Source organism: Snuella sedimenti (assembly GCF_016428595.1).
GTDB classification, from domain to species: Bacteria; Bacteroidota; Bacteroidia; order Flavobacteriales; family Flavobacteriaceae; genus Snuella; species Snuella sedimenti.
Genome location: NZ_JAELVQ010000006.1, coordinates 166,909 through 182,397, shown reverse-complemented (window position 1 = coordinate 182,397; position 15,489 = coordinate 166,909). Strand labels below are relative to the sequence as shown.

The window sequence follows — 15,489 nt, the reverse complement described above, 5'->3', positions numbered from 1 at the left end:
AGTATGGTTGGTAATTTGGTGTAAGGTTTTGAAATCTGGTATGGCTTCTGTTTAGGTAGTGTTTCTGTAAATTTGTATATTTATAATGCTGAATCACAGAGGCTTGGTCTACAATAAAATTTTTAGATATGTGTCGTTTAAAAACACCTCTGTTTTCCTGTTTAATAGTTGCGTTTTGTTTAGCATTAATTATTTCATGTAGGGATGCATCGAAGCATAAGGACGCAATCCATGAAACAGCCAATATTATTAATAACCCTGTAAAGGCACCTAATTTTTCATTAAACACACTGGAAGGTAACACTGTTAGTTTGGAATCCTATAAGGGAAAATTTGTCGTCATTCACATAGCCACAACTTGGTGTCCATTTTGTAATGCCGAGGCTCCTTATTTAGAAGAACTGTATCAGGATTATAAAGGTAAGAATGTAGAAGTTCTTCTTATCGATGTTAAAGAACCCAAAAATCTTGTTCAGGAAAAATTAAGGGAGAAATACAATTTGTCATTCCCGATTTTATTGGATGAAGATGGTCTGGTTGCAGCAAGCTATGCTCCAGATGATGTGCTTCCCGATCTGGCCAGAGATGAAGTTATGCTAGCTTCTAATCTGTTAATTGATCCAGATGGTAACATTCAATTTATGTCACTTTTGGACAGTAAAAATTTTGATGCAGAGTTAAAGCAACTCAAAAAAACACTCCATGAGCTTTTATAACTTTTTATTGTGTTGCTTTTTGGGGCTATTCCATTTTCAACAGAAGCAGTTTGTAAGTATTGAAGAGGATCGTATCAAGATTAACAGGGACAATACCATTATTACTATAATGATTCCTTTTAAAATTCTTGATGGGTACCATATTCAAGCATTGTCCAATACGCAGGATAATCTTATTCCAACTGAAATTAATTTTGAAGTCCCCGAGGGTTGTACCCTCCAAAAAACGTTTACAAAAAAGTATTACGACACTGTTGTTTTAGATAAAGTTGAACATAAGGCTTTAAGTCATATATTGGAGGTGACCGTAACTTTAAAATGTGATAAACGGATGCCTTCTGATAGTTCCTATTTAAATGGAGGGCTCTATTATCAAACCTGTAATGACAGACAATGTTTTTTTCCGAGGACACTTGATTTTTGCATTAGCTACTAATAGGATTTCTCAAGTTAATGTAGCGAGACCCCTCCCTTTTTATGGTTTTTATTGAGTCTTTTATTAATGTTATTGTGACTTTTTTTAAATAGTTGTGTCGTAATAATAAAGTGATCCAGAAATTAATTTATAGTAGCATGGCAAAATTTGAAATCTACACAGATAAAAAAGAAGCATTTAGATTTAGGCTTAAGGCCAACAATGGGCAAGTTATTTTGGCTAGTGAAGGGTATAGCTCAAAAGCCAGTTGTAAAAAAGGAATTGAATCGGTGCGATTGAATGCTGCAATTGATGGAAGATTTGAACGGTTAACGTCAAAAGGAAGGAATCCTTATTTTAACTTAAAAGCCTATAATGGGCAGGTTATAGGTACAAGTGAACTCTATAATTCTGTTAGCGCAATGGAAAATGGGATTGCTTCGGTAGCAAAAAATGCTCCAGAAGCCACTATAATAGACATAACCATAAAGAAATAATCTCCTGAATTTAGTTTGCTATTATCAATGGAAAAAGAGTTGCATAGCAGAGCAACTCTTTTTTTTTGTTTGAAGTACATAATACTGATAACATATAACGACAAGTTTATTGTTTTTTAGGTTCAATTCTAAACGAATAGCTATAACTTTTGTCGGCAGGAATAGTGTATTCTGGATGTACTAAGCGTCCCCAAGATGTGTCGCCGCCAACACCCATTTGTAAATAGTCAATATTCCATTGAACGGTATCTCCAATTTTAATATCTGCACCATGTTTTTTTGTAACAGGTACTAACCCAGAAGCCGATTCGCCAGCATCACTACCAATAAAATCGATTTCTTTCATTGTGAATGGCCAAACACTTGAGTTTAGTAATACACTACTTGAAGCTTTTATCTCTAAGTTATTTGATTTTACCATCATCCAACGTACATCAGTTTTGTTTCCTGTTTCCTGTGGTCGTGGGTACCTTTCAAATTGATCTGCGATGTTTCCGGAATAAATACCTGTTTTTACACCCGTTTTTCTATCCCAATAGCTTTCTTTAGGGCCGTTTCCGTACCAAGATACCTTTGTGAATATTTGGGGTAACGTTATGTACACCCCTAATCTTGGGATGTTAGGTAACGCCGTTTGATTGGGTTTAAAGCTATAATCTATATTTAAGGCGCCATTATTGTCCAGCTTATAAAGAAGGTTAACATCAGCTTCGTTGTTGGGTAGTATGTAAGCTACTTTATAGCTAATACCATCATTTTTGATTACCGGTTTTTCAAGCAATTTGGCTGAATAATTATTTGAGGCATCTTGCCAAATTTTTGCCCATTCATGCATGTTGTTTCCTAAATCATTATCGGTTGGCGGGCGCCAAAAATTAGGGCGAATGGGCTGATTGGTTATTGCTATACCGTCAAAATCCCAAGAAATGATTTCGCCAGATTTAGCATTAATTTTTAAGCTTGTCTTATTGTTTTTAATTTCAATAACACTCTTTTTTGAAATAATGGTAGAGTTATTGTTGGCGGTTGCATTAGTTTTGGGTGATGTTCTTTTTTGAATAATAAATTGGTCCCAAGCCACTTCATGTCCTTTTGGTAGAATTGCTGTATCATCTTTTTGGATCAGACTAAATTCGATGATGTATTCTAATTTAGGGTTTAGTGCTCTAGGGATATCTTTTATCGAAAAACTTATGGTTTCCTGGGGTTTGATATTAGAAATTTCAATGATGCCGGTTTTTATTGTTTTACCATTTTCTAGTAGTTTCCATGTCACAGATTTATCCGAGAAGTCATCAAAAAAGTTTTTGTTTTTTATTTCAAGGAGTCCGTAACCTATTGCTGGAGTAAAATAAAATTGTGCCGGTTCGTATACCTTTTTTACTTCGGTTAAATGTGGATGTGGATTACGATAAGGATCTACCAAACCATTATTTAAAAAATTACCATCAGTAGGAAGGTCTGGATGATAATCATGACCATAGGCTAAATAAGGTTTGCCATTTTCGTCTTTGTACTCTAGTGATTGATCGACCCAATCCCAAATATACCCTCCTTGTAAATTTGGATAGGTTTCAATAATATCCCAATAATCTTGTAGGTTACCAACCGAGTTACCCATGGCATGTGCATATTCTATCATAATGGATGGCTTGTCCGAATCGGACTTTCCATGGTCTATCAAATATTCTGGTTTGGGATACATAGGGCAATAGACGTCGGTATAGTCGTCTTTTTCAGCAGGTTCATACTGTACAATACGGTTATTGTCGTGCTCTTTTAACCACTTGTATGTGCTTTTAAAAACATTACCCGTCCCAGCTTCGTTTCCTAAAGACCATGAATAGATACAAGTATGGTTTCTGTCTCTAAAGTACATGCGTTTTGTGCGCATCATGTGTGCTGGTAGCCATGACATTTCATCACCTATTTGGGTGTCTTTATTAATTGCCAATGGATGGCTCTCAATGTTGGCTTCATCAATTACATACAAGCCATATATGTCACATAGATCTAACCAGTAGGGATCGTTGGGGTAATGTGAAGAGCGTACGGCGTTAATGTTGTTTTGCTTCATCAGTTTAATATCCTTTTCCATGGAAGCTTTTGAAACAACATGTCCAGTATGGGGATCGGTTTCATGTCGGTCAACGCCCTTGAAATAAACAGCTTTACCATTTACTAAAACTTGGCTATTTTTAATTTCCACACGTTTAAACCCTAGGTTTCTGGTTATATATTGATTTTGGGATGGAAGAGTTTCATCCTCTAAAGCTATTTTTAAAGTATACAGATTAGGGCATTCTGCCGACCATTGCCTTACATTTTCTATAAGTTTTTCTGACTTAAATTCTACAGTGGCATTGGGTTGGATTTCAATAGGTCTGGATGTTTTGTAGATGGAATTGTTTTTATCTAAAATCTCAATAGAAACTGTTCGTGAAGCGGTATTGTCATTCGTATTGGAAATAGTAACGGTGCCGTTAAAGATCCCATTACTATATGAATCGTCCAATGTTGTTTTTGCGTGGTAATCGGAAACAAATACTTTAGGGCGTGAGTACAAATAGACATCTCGTTCTATGCCACTCATGCGCAGCATATCCTGACTTTCTAAGTAACTGGCATCGCTCCAGCGATACATTTGCAGTGCAATTAAATTTTTGCCTTCTTTAAGGTATTTGCTAATATTGAATTCAGCAGGTGTTTTACTTCCTTGTGAATATCCAATATATGTACCATTTACATAGACATACATAGCCGACTTTGCCCCGGCAAAATGAAGGATGATATCTTCTGATAAAAATTCCTTACTTAACATTAGTTCTTTTCTGTATGTCCCCACAGGATTGTAGTCTGTAGGGGCATGGGGCCATTTGGTAGTAAACGGATAACGCTCATCTAAGTAAATAGGATACCCATAACCTTCTACCTCCCAATTGGCAGGTACAGGAATGGTATTCCAGTTAGCATCATCAAAATTGAGGTTCTGAAATGTGGTTGGTCTTTGTTTCGGGTCTTTTACCCAATAAAATTTCCAGTCGCCGTTTAAGCTTTTGAATCTTTTGGAGTTTTCTTTTTCTAATATATCAATTGATTCAGCAGCAAAAAACGTGGCTCTTGGAGCTAGTTTGTTGTCTTCGAATATTTTGTGGTTATAATGAAATGTTTGTTCTGGAATTTCTTGTAATGGTTCTTTTTTGCAACCAAGTATGAAGCAAAACAATACTAAATATGTTAGTCTTAATCTCATGAGTGTTGTTTTTTTAAAGTTGCATGAAATCTTCAGCAAATATTTTTTTTAGATAGAAAATCAATGCTTCAGCATTTTCTTTAGTAAATACCATAGGCGGTTTAATTTTTAATACATTATAATCTGGGCCATCGGTACTCATTAAAATACCGTGGTACTTCATTCGGTTAGCGAGATAGTCAGCTTGGGCTGGCAGAGGGTTCATGTTACTGTCTACCAATTCAAAGCCTAAAAACAAGCCCTGTCCGCGTACATCTCCAATGATTGGGAATACCTCAGATAATTTTTTTAATTCATCTTTTAAATAGGTGCCAACCTTTAAAGCGTTTTCTTGTAGTTTTTCTCTTTTTATGGTTCTTAAAACTTCGGTAGCAATGGCACAGGATACAGGGTTGCCTCCAAAGGTGTTAAAATATTCCATACCGTTAGCAAACCTATTGGCAACCTCTTGTGTACAGGCCACAGCCGCAATGGGGTGTCCGTTGCCTAAAGGTTTACCAATGGTTACAATATCTGGAATAACATTGTGCTGTTGAAAACCCCAAAAGGTTTTGCCCATTCGTCCGCAGCCTACTTGCACTTCGTCCGAAATACACAGCCCACCTGCAGCCCTTATTTTTTTATAGGCTTCAGCTAAAAAACCGTCAGGGAGCTCTATCTGTCCTCCACAACTTATTATGGGTTCTATAATAAAAGCGCCCACACCACGTCCTTTTTTATGAATGTTATCAATTAGCTTTTGAACTTCTTTGGCGTAATTCTTACCAGCATGTTCCCCCCTGTATTTGCCCCTAAATTTATCTGGAAGCGGAAAAATATGTGTGTGTTCAGGTGCACCATGGCCTCCTTTGCCATCAAATTTATAAGAGCTAATATCAATACACATGTTTGAATTGCCGTGGTAGCCTACTTCTGAAGCGATGATGTCGCGTTCTCCCGTATTTGCTTTTACCATTCGTATGGCCAATTCATTGGCTTCGCTACCCGAATTCACAAAGTGTAAAACATTAAGTTCTTGGGGTAACGTTTCTATTAATTCTTTAGTTAGAGTATTAATGTTTTCGTGTAAGTACCTTGAATTGGTGTTGATAAGTGCCATTTGCTCTTGTCCAGCTTTTACAACAGTATAATGCTCATGGCCAACATGGGCTACGTTGTTTACAGTGTCCAGATATTTTTTGCCGTATTGATCCATGAGGTATTGCCCTGCACCGCGAACCATTTTAATAGGAATTTTGTATTGTAGGCTCAGGCTTTTTCCTAAATGCTGCTTTCGGTAGCGGATTAAGTCTTCATTTGAAGCATATGCCACTTTATCAAGAGTTTCAGACTTAAACAACAAGTTAGGGTTTGGGCAAATGTGCTTCCAAGTGTCTATTTGTCTAAAATAGATTACGCCGGGAAAATCAATAACATAGTCTAACATAGATAGCATGACTTGAAAGTGGAGGTGAGGCACCCAATTACCATTTTCATTTGGATGTCCTAATTCACCTATTTTTTCACCTTTTCTAATCACATCGCCTATGGAGTGTTTGGTAGCACTTGCAACTGATAAATGACCGTAAAGGGTATAGAAAAGAAAGTCTTTCGTAGTGTGTTTTAAAATGACTAAACCACCATATTCTTTTACTCCCGAATCATTCACAGCAGTAACAACTTCTCCATCCAACAAAGCATGTACAGGTGTGTTATGGGGTAGCCAATAATCAATGCCTAAATGAATGGTTCTGCTTTCATGCCCATAGTTCCCAATTTTGTCATATTCTGTTGAGGTGTATAAAGCCCGGGGTTCTAAATAGCCGCCGGCAATAATTTTGTTGGGGACTTGTTTTTGTAGGCGATCCATTTTAAATTGAAATAAGTCTAAATCATTAAACGCTTCTTGATGTCCAACCCATTTACTGGAAACACTTAAGTCGAGATGATGGACGTCCATTTTATTTACCGTTGGAAATAAATCGGAAAGGTTAAAGGTTTGTTTAGAGCTCCATCTCTTAAATAATGCTTCATTTGGATGTGCCAAAAACCCACAGGCATTTCTAAAACTATAATGTGCAAAATCCGAACTAATATTGTGCCATTTTTTTAAGACGTCCCAAGCTGGTTTCTCACTAATTAGTAAGTACTTGTTTTCGGGCTCTTTAATTTTATTAATTGCAGATTTTGTGACAGAAATCACCAATCGCATGGCAATAGCAATGTATAGGTGGGCTAACTCGTTTTCTTTTAAACGAAATGAAGCATGGTATCCTTTTACAATAGGTAAAGCGGCTTCTAGCGGATCGTTATGTCCCATAATACAATAAGCACAGCTAATAGCTAAATCGTTTATTATTTGCGTGTATATTGCATCGCCATAATCTATGGCCGCCTTAACTTTGGGGTTTGTTAAATCCTTGGAAACTATTACGTTATTGTCATTTGCATCATTATGAACGACTGCTTTGCGTAATCTTGAATACCTTTCTTGAGAATTTTCAAATTGATTCTGAAAAGAGGAAAGTATTTCTTTTTCTTCCTGCGAGAATAAATCAATATGAGCTTTTGTCCACAGTGATTGGGCTACATCCCATTCAAATGCACGATGTGCTTGTGGATGATCAAATCCTTGTAGGGCTTTGGTTAATAAACCACATTGCGCTCCTAAGCTATAACGCAAATCATCTAATTGAGGGTTTACACTGCTCCATACACGGCCAGAAACCCAAGCAAGTAAACGTACTTTACGTATTCTGCCTAAATCGTCCATTATTTCGGAAATGGCGAGACCATTTTTATCTTTAATAACCTTTGGTGCAATTAAATGTTCGTTGTGAGATTCAACATGCTGTAGTAGTTGCTGTTGGAAATCGAGATAATTTTCGTTTTCTTCTGGACGTGATATTTTTAAAATATAGCCAGTTCCATGATCAACTTTAATTCTAAAATTAAAATCGAGTTCACCAGGGAGTTCCGAGGCTTTACCTTGAATATTAAAACAGTCGAAAAGGATGTTTTCGGCCTGTTGAACCGTTATTTTTAAATTAGTGTAATTCATTGGTCGTTCATTAATAACATAATAACATGTGCGGCGCTCCAGCTAAAGTTTTGAGCATTTAAACCTTCTCCAGTTATTGGGTGGTAATTTTCACGAATGGATGGTCCTTTTTTCATAATGCCATTGGCGCCTTTTAAAATTTGAATCGTAGCTTTGTCGGCATCATCATTAAAGCCATAATTACGAAGCCCTTTAACACCAAAATAAGCTTGGTCCAACCAATTTGGGCCGCGCCAATAGCCTTTTAAAGGGTTGAACTTCGGGTGGTCGGCGCTCATGGTTTGAAAAGGGACTTTAGTGTAAAACTTCGTTGGGTCCATCATTTTATTCTTTACGGCTTCTGCCTGTTCCTGTGTAGCGGCATGAGCCCAAAGTGCTGTCCAGCCTTCACTCCCTTCACCTTTTATAAATTTAGAGCCTTCAAGGTTAGTGTCGTAAAACCAGCCATCTTTACTGTCGTAAAATTGCTGTTGAATTTTTAGTTTTAAGATTTTAGCCTCAGCCTTAAATTGATGTATATCATCTTTGTTTCCAAGAGCTTTAGCTAAAGTTACAAGAAATAATTTTTCGGCATACAAATAGGCGTTTAAATCAACACTTTCTTGATTTAGCGAATAAGCGCCTTCGGCATTTCTTAGGATTTTTGAGTCATCGAAACGAATGGCATTGTCCATGCCACTTTCCCATTTGGCAGCAATTAGAGAGCCATCGGTTGAACCGTATTCACATAAACCATCTTGGTCGTGATCCCGTTTTGAGTACCACCAATAATGGTATTTTTTAAGTTTGGGATACAATTCTTTTACAAAATCCAAGACCTTATCTTTTTCATAAATCTTTGCTACTGCCCAAGCAGCAAGCGGGGGCTTGGTGTCCCTATAGTTGTGTTTTTCAATTAGGGTATCCCTATAAATACAATCTACAATAAAGCCATCGTCGCTTTGAAAGTCGAACATAGTGCGTATTTGGTCTTTAGCCAAATTGGTATTATAATACGTGAGTCCAACAGCGTGTTTCCAGCTATCCCAGGACCAGAAACCGTTAAACCATTTGTAATGGTAACTAGGGAAAAGACCAGCATGTTTTATTTCGCCAGCAGGGATACGCCAGTTGTTTTGTAATGTGAGATGTGCTTTCGCTAAAACCTGAGTGTAAGCAGAATCATTAAATTGAGGTTTTCTGTTGTCTATTAATAATTTTAGTTGTCTGTTTTTTTCAGTTTTACGGGTGTTTAAAACCGAATCGAAATCGATAGTTGCGATGCGCTTTTTTTCATTTTCCCAATTGTATTCGGGAAAGATGAATGTATGGGATACAACTGTTTTTTTGAGTTCATTGGGTTTTAAAATGTAAGTTTGGTTATTGGCCTGATATGAACTGCTATCTTTAACAAAAAGGGCATTTAATTCGTTTACAAATTGCGTGTATCCTATAGCATTGCTTTTTTTTGATTGTAACTTAATGTAGTTGTCTTCTTCGGAGATGGTAATACCGGTGTCAAATAAATGTCCTGTAAAATGCGAATTAATAGTAATAGGTGTGTTCGATAGATTGGTAATTGTAAATTGTTGTAAAGCAGTATGTCCCGATAGAAATACCAACACGAGTTTAACCTTTATGGTTTCGTTTTTATAGGTTTGTTCCAAATGACTTGCGTAGCTGTTTTGGCTCACAAGATCGTTTTTCCAATCGATAAGGTTTTTGTTGTCCGAGCCATTGCCAAGGTGGAGCTGTGTTAAACAAGGGGTTAGCCATGTGCCATTGTCCTGTGTCATTAAATAGGGGCCTGAGAACCCACCGTAATTAGGTGTACTATTGTTTAAACCATATGCAAACCACGTACCTTGATCGGAAAACATTAAACCCGATTTATCTTGAGGTTGTTTAGGCGTGATTTTATAATTTAAAATATTGTTTGATGTCTTGAGGTGCTTTGTAGGAGGTTTAGTTTTTTGGTAATTAGAATTGGATTTAGCACAGCTAAACAAGCTTAAAATAATTGTGATTACAAGTATGCATTTGTTGTCCATGATCAAAAGATATTAAATCTCTATAACAGATTTATAGAGATTTGTTAAAGAAATAACCTTCTTTTAATTAAAAACGAAATGAAGTAGCAACTAAAGGAAAAACGTTGTTGCTTCGTATTTGGACGGGTGCAATGTACAATTTTTTTTTAAAGTAGCTATTCGATATTATGGAATTCTAATTTTTTATCATTAATATTATCCCTAACTTTTAGCTAACTTTGGCGCATATTATTTGATATATTTTGGATTCTAATTCTGTTTTACAGGAAATACAAAAGAAAAATCGTTTTGTCTTTAAAAAACTTTTTAATGAGCTCTACCAAGATATGGTAAGTTATGCCATGGGGTATTTGTTTGATAAAGGTAGTAGCGAAGACATTGTACAAGATATTTTTGTTTACCTATGGGAAAAATCAGAGACTATTAATATAGAATCCTCTTTAAAGGGGTATCTTTTTATAATGGTTAGGAATAGATGTTTAAACCATTTGAAATCGATTAAGATAACCGATAATACAAATGTGCTGGCTTTGCATACTATACTGGATGAAGCCTACGATCTGGAGGTGTTTTCTGCGGAAGACAAATCGATAATCTACAATCAGGTTCTTAAAATAATAGAAACCTTGCCTGGTAAAATGAAGCAGATTGTAAAGTTGCGATTTATAGATAACTATAAGTATGCTGAAATAGCAGATGAAATAGGCGTTTCTGTAAATACAGTGAAAACACAACTTAAAAGGGCAAAGGTAAAAATTACACATTCTTTGGGAGCTGTTATCGTTTTGTTGTTAACTAATCAATAACAGTGCTTGTTTTTTGCTGAATCGACGTTTTTAAATGTGTAAAATTAAATTTTTCTTAATTTTTTTTGTCACCCATTTTAATTTTTCGTTGTCGTATTAGTATATGGCCGATTAAATTGGATGGATGCTATGGAGTTTAAACTCATTTTAAAGAAAATAAATAACACTCTTACTAAAGAGGAGGAAACGGTTTTTAACGCTTGGTTTTCGGAGGACGAAACCCATAGAGCGTATTTCTATAAGGTGCAAGAGTACTATTTAAAGTCTCCTGATGAGGTTGATGTTCAAAAGGGTTGGAGTGAAGTTTCCACTAAAATCAATCCGAAGGCTAAAGCAAAAGGAGATTGGAAATATGCAGTGGCAGTTGCGGCAGTTTTGTTACTAGGAATTTTTGTTTTTGTAGAGAAAAAGGAGGAACCTACTGTAGTTATACCTAAAGTTGTTGAAACAAATTCTATAGAGATAGGTACCGATAAAGCTACTCTAACTTTAGAAGATGGTTCTAATATAGTGTTGGAAAAAGGAGCATCTTTTGAAGGTGAAAACCTAACCAGTAATGGTGAGCGTATAGTTTATACTGCAGCGCCTAAAAGAGCTAAGGAAAACAAACCCATTGCCTATAATGTGCTGACAATACCCAGAGGCGGACAGTTTTTTATAACCTTGTCTGATGGTACAAAGGTTTGGCTAAATTCAGATTCACAATTAAGATACCCAGTAGTGTTTGCAAAAAACAAACCAAGGCAAGTTGAACTTGTTTACGGAGAAGCTTATTTTGATGTGTCCCCAAGTTCTGAACATAATAATGCCCATTTTATGGTTAACACACGCGAACAAAACATTGATGTTTTGGGAACGGAGTTTAATGTTAAGGCATATAAAGAAGATACAGCCATAGCAACCACTTTGGTTGAGGGGAAAATACTGTTGAAAGCGAATGAGGTTTCAAAGTACTTGGCTCCAGGGCAACAAGCAAAATTAAGTATAGGGTCAAATCAAGTTAGTATTTCAGAAGTTAATGTGTCAGATATAATTTCTTGGAAAGATGGCTTTTTTAGCTTTAAGGATAAACCACTTAAAGAGATTATGTTAGTGCTTTCTCGTTGGTATGATATTGAATTTGAGATAGAAAATGAAACTATTGGAGAGGTTAAGTTCAATGGTGTATTTAATAAAAAACAACATATTGAGAACATTTTAAAAATTATAGAAAATACGAATGAAGTAAAATTTGAAACTAAAGGAAAAACGGTCAGAGTCAAGTAAAAAAGGGAATGAAGTTTAGATCTGGACAATTTAGAACTTCATCCCCAAGGATTATTAATTATTTCTAACTAATACAAACAAATTTATGAAAACTAAATTTATTAAGGTACCTATAGGGTATAGAAAAAAACTTTTAATTACGGTTATGAGAGCTTTTATTTTTTTATGCTGTATGGCGACCTTTGGACTGGGGGGTAACAATGGGTTTTCCCAAAACACAAAAATTGTTATTAAAGCCGATGCAGAGCTGTCTGTAGAAGAAGTCTTTGATCTTATAAAGGAGCAAACAGACCATCCTTTTATCTACAGATCAGATTTATTTATTAATGCGCCCAAAGTCCGTGTAAAAAAAGGTAAGATTAATGCAGGCGATTTATTGAGGAAAAGCTTGTCTTTTGGTGATTTTGAATACAAATTCTCTGAAGACGGTTCTATTCTTTTGAATAAAAAAGCAGTTAAGCTTATCGAACAAACGCAACAAGTAATTACCGGTTTGGTTTCCGATACGTTTGGAAACCCATTACCAGGGGCGACAGTAACTATTAAGGGAGACGAAACAAAAGGTGCTCAAACAGATTTTGACGGCAACTACTCTATTGAGGTTTCTAACGCTCAAGTTGTTTTGGTCTTTAGGTATTTAGGATTTGTAACTAAAGAAATACGCGTTGGTAATCAAACTAAAATAGATGTTGTTTTAGAGGAAGATGCACAAAGTTTAGCCGAAGTTGTATTAGTAGGGTACGGTACTCAAAAAAGAGAAGAAGTAACAGCGGCCATTACGTCGGTAGATGTATCAGAGCTTCAAAAAATACCAACAGCAGATATTGCTACATCCTTGCAAGGTCAAGTTGCTGGAGTTAATGTATCTGTGGCTTCTGGAGCTCCGGGAAGTGATCCTGTAATTCGTGTTAGAGGTCTTGGGACGATTGGGAACAACAATCCATTATTTGTAATCGATGGTATCCCGGGAGATTTATCTTATGTAAACCCGGCAGATATTGCCAACATCAGTATTTTAAAAGATGCCTCGGCAGCAACAATATATGGGTCAAGGGCCTCAAATGGTGTTGTTATTGTAACCACAAAGCGGGGGAAAAAGGGTGAGCCTAAAGTAACTGTAAACTCTTATTTAAGTACACATGCGATTACAAATAATATTTCTGTAGCCAATAGGAACCAGCATGATCAGATAAAATTAGAAGCCTATAATAATGCTGGTGTTACACCTGCTCCCTATTTAACGAATGGGATGGATTATGCAGATTCTGATTGGGTTGGAGCTTATTTAAACAATGCTTTCGAGCAAAAACATGATATTGGTATATCTGGAGGCTCTGAAAAGATGGCTTATAACTTCTCCAGTGGTTATTTTGAGAATACAGGAACCGTAATCAATACGGATTTTAATAGGCTTAACACGCGTTTGAACATGGATTTCAAACTGTTGGGAGATAAGTTAAAAGTATCCCCTGGTATTGGTTATACTAGAGAAAATACCCGTGATATTTTTGAGCCGATAGGAGGAGGTAATGCCAGCTTCTCTCCATTTTTAAGTATCTATTCACAATTACCGCATAAAGCCATTTATGATCCGAATTCGGTTAACGGGTTTGCAACGCCTGCAGACGGACTGGGATCTGAAAATCCAATTGGCGTGGGCGAATTAACCGATCGTACCAATCAAAATGATTACTTACAGTTTAATTTATCGGCTACCTTAGAGATTGTTGATGGGTTAACCTATCAGTTTCAATATGGAGCCAATGTAGAAAATACACATTTTTCATTCTTTTTACCAACTTATAATTTTGGACCCCAATCAACAAATGAAGATCCATTTTTAAGTGAGACAAGAACACGAACAAATGACTGGACGCTAAACAATACCGTAAATTTTCGTAAAGCATTTGGAAGTCATGATTTGGATGTTTTATTAGGAGTTTCTCGTGAAAAAAGTGAATTTAGATCAGTTGGAGGTTCGAATAATACTTTGGCATCAGATCAGTTATTGGCGTTAAGTGCAGGTATAGGTGATGAATCTGCTTTTGGGTTTAATTCAACTAACACATTACAGTCTTATTTTGGACGTTTAAATTATGATTATAACAATAGGTATTACGTTCAAACAAGTGTAAGAAGAGATGGTTCCTCGCGATTTGGAGCCGATAATAAGTATGGAACGTTCTATTCTGTATCATTGGGCTGGGCTTTGCATAACGAAGCGTTTTTTGATTCGGGATTAGTAAGTCAGTTAAAACCTAGATTTAGTTATGGTACTTTAGGTAATCAGCTTATAGGGGAGCATTTGTTTTTAGCTCGAATTGGTTCTGGGGGACAACAGTTAAATTATCCCTTTGGAGAAGGTGTGAGTCAAAACGTATTAGTTGGAGCCATAGCCAATTCATTGCCAACACCAGATATACAATGGGAAGAAACGGCGACAACCAATATAGGAGTCGATTTAGCCCTGCTTAATAATCGCATTAAAGCAACCTTCGATTATTTTATGTCCAAGACAACCGATATGTTGGTGTCTGTTCCAATACCTGCGAGTTCTGGAATAACATCGTTCCCGTTAACCAATGGCGGTAATCTTGAAAATAAAGGATGGGGATTGTCGCTTAATTATAGTAGTGACTCAGCTAAAGATTTTACTTTTGATGTTTCCGCAAACATAAGTACCTCAAAAAACAAAGTAACAAAATTAGGAGTGGCTAACGAGTCGTTTACTGATGGTTTTATAGAATTTAATAACTTTCCAACAACACGTACAGAGGTTGGAGGCGAAATAGGTCGTTTTTATTTATTTCAAGCCGATGGTATTTTTCAAAGTCAAGCAGAAGTCGATGCACATGGCATCCAACCCGATGCTGCTCCTGGTGATTTAAGATTTGCAGATGTGAACGGTGATAGTGTTTTGGGAGATGACGATAAAAAATATATGGGTAGTGGATTGCCAGATTTTGAATACGGAATAACATTTAATGCTAAGTATAAAAACTTTGATGCCAGTTTGTTTTTTCAAGGCACTCAAGGGAATAAAATTTATAATGGTGTGAAGATGTGGTTATATAGAACCGATAGAAACAACATGTCTTCCGATTTATTAAATGCTTGGACACCTGAAAATTCAGGAAGTAATATACCTAGAAATGCTTTTGGAGATCCTAATAACAATATTCGCCCATCAAGCTACTTTTTAGAAGATGGTTCTTATTTAAGGTTAAAAAACATCCAAATAGGGTATACACTACCAGAAGATGTAACATCTAAAGTAAAACTTTCAAGAGCCAGAGTTTACATTACAGCCAATAACTTGTTTACAATAACGAATTACTCAGGATTCGATCCAGGACTTGGTAATGGAGGTACGTTTACAAGAGGGGTAGATAGAGGGTTTTACCCATTGACAAAATCTTTCATTTTTGGTGTTAATCTATCCATGTAATTAGGCATTAATTAAAAA

General features: G+C 36.2%; 9 protein-coding genes. 6 read left to right on the top strand and 3 right to left on the bottom strand.

Annotated elements, in window-relative coordinates; all coding sequences use genetic code 11:
• Positions 1 to 128 precede the first annotated feature (128 nt).
• The 3 genes from JF259_RS06865 to JF259_RS06855 all read left to right on the top strand — a co-directional run bounded on the left by JF259_RS06865 (position 129) and on the right by JF259_RS06855 (position 1,628).
• Complete coding sequence (locus JF259_RS06865) at positions 129 to 716, top strand: peroxiredoxin family protein (RefSeq protein ID WP_199114573.1); 588 nt, start codon at positions 129 to 131, stop codon at positions 714 to 716.
• Positions 703 to 1,152 (top strand): hypothetical protein, encoded by a 450-nt coding sequence (locus JF259_RS06860; RefSeq protein ID WP_199114572.1) that lies wholly within the window; start codon positions 703 to 705, stop codon positions 1,150 to 1,152. Before JF259_RS06865 ends, JF259_RS06860 begins: the two co-directional genes overlap by 14 nt.
• A 137-nt stretch (positions 1,153 to 1,289) precedes the next feature.
• Positions 1,290 to 1,628, top strand: coding sequence for a YegP family protein (locus tag JF259_RS06855; protein WP_199114571.1), 339 nt, complete (start codon positions 1,290 to 1,292; stop codon positions 1,626 to 1,628).
• A gap of 106 nt (positions 1,629 to 1,734) precedes the next feature.
• Here the strand turns inward: JF259_RS06855 and JF259_RS06850 are convergent, their stop codons facing one another.
• The 3 genes from JF259_RS06850 to JF259_RS06840 are packed head-to-tail and all read right to left on the bottom strand — an operon-like array spanning position 1,735 to position 9,951.
• Entirely contained in the window at positions 1,735 to 4,881 is a 3,147-nt protein-coding gene (locus tag JF259_RS06850) for a glycoside hydrolase family 2 TIM barrel-domain containing protein (RefSeq protein ID WP_199114570.1), read from the bottom strand.
• Between the two features lie 13 nt (positions 4,882 to 4,894).
• Positions 4,895 to 7,921: an aminotransferase class III-fold pyridoxal phosphate-dependent enzyme gene (locus JF259_RS06845; RefSeq protein WP_199114569.1), complete on the bottom strand. Its 3,027-nt coding sequence runs from the start codon at positions 7,919 to 7,921 to the stop codon at positions 4,895 to 4,897.
• Entirely contained in the window at positions 7,918 to 9,951 is a 2,034-nt protein-coding gene (locus tag JF259_RS06840) for an MGH1-like glycoside hydrolase domain-containing protein (RefSeq protein WP_199114568.1), read from the bottom strand. The genes JF259_RS06845 and JF259_RS06840 overlap by 4 nt, the downstream gene beginning before the upstream one ends.
• Positions 9,952 to 10,193: 242 nt before the next feature.
• Here JF259_RS06840 and JF259_RS06835 point away from each other — a divergent pair, with 242 nt between their 5' ends.
• From JF259_RS06835 to JF259_RS06825, 3 genes are all read left to right on the top strand, one after another.
• Positions 10,194 to 10,757, top strand: a complete 564-nt coding sequence (locus tag JF259_RS06835) for an RNA polymerase sigma-70 factor (RefSeq protein ID WP_199114567.1) — start codon at positions 10,194 to 10,196, stop codon at positions 10,755 to 10,757.
• Between the two features lie 129 nt (positions 10,758 to 10,886).
• Positions 10,887 to 12,023 (top strand): FecR family protein, encoded by a 1,137-nt coding sequence (locus JF259_RS06830; protein ID WP_199114566.1) that lies wholly within the window; start codon positions 10,887 to 10,889, stop codon positions 12,021 to 12,023.
• An 85-nt stretch (positions 12,024 to 12,108) separates the two neighbouring features.
• The gene (locus tag JF259_RS06825) at positions 12,109 to 15,471 is read left to right on the top strand and encodes a SusC/RagA family TonB-linked outer membrane protein (RefSeq protein WP_199114565.1); all 3,363 of its coding nucleotides are present in this window, start codon (positions 12,109 to 12,111) and stop codon (positions 15,469 to 15,471) included.
• The last annotated feature ends 18 nt before the right edge of the window (positions 15,472 to 15,489 follow it).